A 2,354-nucleotide genomic window follows, 5' to 3' on the forward strand; every position below is an offset into this window, starting at 1 on the left:
CCTTTGCCAGAAAATCAAAAACTTCATCGACTATTTCAACAAGACAATGGCCAAACCATTCCGCTGGACCTACCAAGGCAAGCCGTTGGCAGCCTAGCTTGACATGGTCCGAGCACTTTCATCCTGCGGTACTAGCAGGCAATCAGGCTTGGAAGGCGGATACCCGCAGGGGTAATAGGCTGGGATAAGGGAAGTGGCCACCATTTGGACGTGAAGGTGGCTTTTCGGCCTTGATTGTAACTCCGGCTGGCGGCCTCGGGGCGCACAGCGCCCAACACAGGCGTGACACCGCTGGAGAGATTGGGCAAGTATTCCCGTAGGCTGGGTAGAGCGCAGCGAAACCCATCGTTTGCGCCTCGGTAAGGCGTTGATTGCTGGGTTTCGCTGCGCTCTACCCAGCCTACAGATGATGTGCGGATTGGCACGGCGGCGAATACTTTCACAGTCTCTGGAGCGGTGTCACGAGAGCCTTGATGGGCGCGGTTATTGTCGACGCCGCAGGAACAACGACCAAGGCCGACATTTCCAAACCCTTATGACGTAAACAGGTCTCCACTTCACCCATGAATACACAACTTCTTGACCAAGCTCGCCGACTTAGCGTGGAAGATCAATTGGCTTTGGTAGAGGCCCTCTGGGACGAAATTGCGAATCGCAACGCGATCCCGCCGCCGACGGATGCCCAAATCGCGGAACTTGACCGGCGGCTCACAGACCACGAAGCGAATCCCGACGACGTGGTGCCTTGGAGCGAGGTCAAGGCGGCGGCGCTCGCGCACATCGGGCGATGAGTCTTACGGTCGTATTCCGCCGTGCCGCTCGCGCAGAGTTCATTGCGGCAGCAAGGTGGTATGAGTCACAGCGCGCGAACCTCGGCCTTGAGTTCATCGCAGAAATTGAGCAGTGCGTTGCGCTCGCCGCGGAACAACCCGAACTCTATGCCCTCGTTCATAACGGCGCGCGCCGCATCACCGCAGAGCGATTTCCATACAGCGTCTACTTTCGTGCGGAGACGCGGCGCATTGTCGTTCTGGCAGTCTTTCACGGAAGCCGTGACCCAACACATTGGCAGGGCCGCGCCTAGCTGAAGCGTCGCGTCCAGGTTGACGGTCTGCCCGGCCTGGATGGTCTTGGGCCGGTCGGGTATACAAGTCAGCGCTGACCGTAATGGTTGGATCGGCCTTGATCATCATCCCGGCCAACGGCCATCGTCTGGAGTCCAAGGGCCACCAGGACCAAGAGTCCCAGTCCGGCGCGGACGACGAAGGTCCGGGAGGCCATGCGGTAATAGGTGCGCAGGTTGGAGCCGGCGGCGGTCGCCTCGTCCACCGGCGTGAAGAGGACGATCCCGAGATAGCATTGGATGGGGCGGTCGCCGTTGTCCAGGCAGGCGAACAGCCCGTCATAGCCCGCTTTCGTCTGACCCAGGGTGGGCAGGTAGTGGGACAACTGCCCCATGGCCTGGTGGGTGGCCCATTGCCGGCTGGCCGCGAGCTTGGTGCGCATGGCCTCGGGGTCCGGAAAGCGCACCGAAAGCGTTATCAGGACGTTGTGGCGGATGCCCCGGGTACCGGACACCACGTCGCCGATATAGCGCGCGGCCATGCCGAAGGCGATGCGGTCGGGAAAGCGCTTGACCGAGAAGGTCTGCGCCCGGTGCGTGCCGAGCGTGATGCCCTGGGCATCCACCTCCAGCGCGTGGGTGAGATCGATGAACTGCTCGCGGATGAGCCGGTCCGGATCGCACTCGGGCACGATCCGGTCGCGCCAGCCGGCCTGGGGGTCCCAGTTCAGCAGGGTCGACGCTCCGACGGCCAGTCCAGGTTCATCAGCACCGACAGCCGATCGGCCTGGGCGCGGTCGGCGCTCGACAGCGGCTCGCACACGAACCCGAAGCCCAGTGACAGGTCGTCCATGATGAAGAGTTGCTGGCCGGGTTCATAGGCCAGCACCGGAAAGAGCTCGGCCGCACGCGAACCGCGAAACTGGCGATGGATCAATGATGAACACCGCCGCCACGACGCGGCCCAGGTAGCCGGTCATCCAGTCCGACAGCTTGGTGTAGAGCGGGTTGAACTCGGCGCCCCCGGTGCCCGCGAGTGTCGGGTGGGACACCAGCATCAGGGTGACCACCAACGCCAGCAGGCCGAGGGCCATCAGCGTGGTGTGTTGCCGGGGCGAGAGCCCCAGTTGGAGTGCTTGTGGTTTCATACGCGAGGTCGTGGACTGGTCGGCGTAGCTCCAGCGGGTTGGGTCCACCTCGACATAGACGGTCGTCGGCGCATGGAGATCGCCCTTGTCGTCCTCCCAGGCCGCGAGCCAGACGGCCATCGTGGTGGACGACACCCGCTTCG

At 62.7% G+C, this 2,354-nt stretch carries 5 protein-coding genes; 2 read left to right on the top strand and 3 right to left on the bottom strand.

Features of this window, described 5'->3' with window-relative positions:
* Window positions 1–563 precede the first annotated feature (563 nt).
* Together QZX93_RS19830 and QZX93_RS27480 are read left to right on the top strand one after the other, a co-directional pair.
* The gene (locus QZX93_RS19830) at window positions 564–791 is read left to right on the top strand and encodes an addiction module protein (RefSeq protein WP_295389037.1); all 228 of its coding nucleotides are present in this window, start codon (window positions 564–566) and stop codon (window positions 789–791) included.
* Window positions 788–1,084: a type II toxin-antitoxin system RelE/ParE family toxin gene (locus tag QZX93_RS27480; protein WP_366760797.1), complete on the top strand. Its 297-nt coding sequence runs from the start codon at window positions 788–790 to the stop codon at window positions 1,082–1,084. The genes QZX93_RS19830 and QZX93_RS27480 overlap by 4 nt, the downstream gene beginning before the upstream one ends.
* 68 nt (window positions 1,085–1,152) lie before the next feature.
* On the opposite strand, the gene QZX93_RS19835 is transcribed toward QZX93_RS27480, so the two are convergent.
* The 3 genes from QZX93_RS19835 to QZX93_RS19845 form a co-directional block, all read right to left on the bottom strand.
* Window positions 1,153–1,755, bottom strand: coding sequence for a DUF5934 domain-containing protein (locus QZX93_RS19835; RefSeq protein WP_295389038.1), 603 nt, complete (start codon window positions 1,753–1,755; stop codon window positions 1,153–1,155).
* 35 nt (window positions 1,756–1,790) lie between these two features.
* Entirely contained in the window at window positions 1,791–1,952 is a 162-nt protein-coding gene (locus tag QZX93_RS19840) for a TraC family protein (RefSeq protein ID WP_295389039.1), read from the bottom strand.
* The coding region (locus tag QZX93_RS19845) for a TraV family lipoprotein (RefSeq protein WP_295394881.1) at window positions 1,939–2,354 on the bottom strand (416 nt) is incomplete at its 5' end. The genes QZX93_RS19845 and QZX93_RS19840, both read right to left, overlap by 14 nt.

This window comes from uncultured Thiodictyon sp. (assembly GCF_903946935.1).
Classification (GTDB): Bacteria; Pseudomonadota; Gammaproteobacteria; order Chromatiales; family Chromatiaceae; genus Thiodictyon.

Coding starts and splice junctions, on each gene's coding strand:
- QZX93_RS19830 (WP_295389037.1), top strand. CDS start 564: ATGAATACACAACTTCTTGACCAAGCTCGCCGACTTAGCGTGGAAGAT.
- QZX93_RS27480 (WP_366760797.1), top strand. CDS start 788: ATGAGTCTTACGGTCGTATTCCGCCGTGCCGCTCGCGCAGAGTTCATT.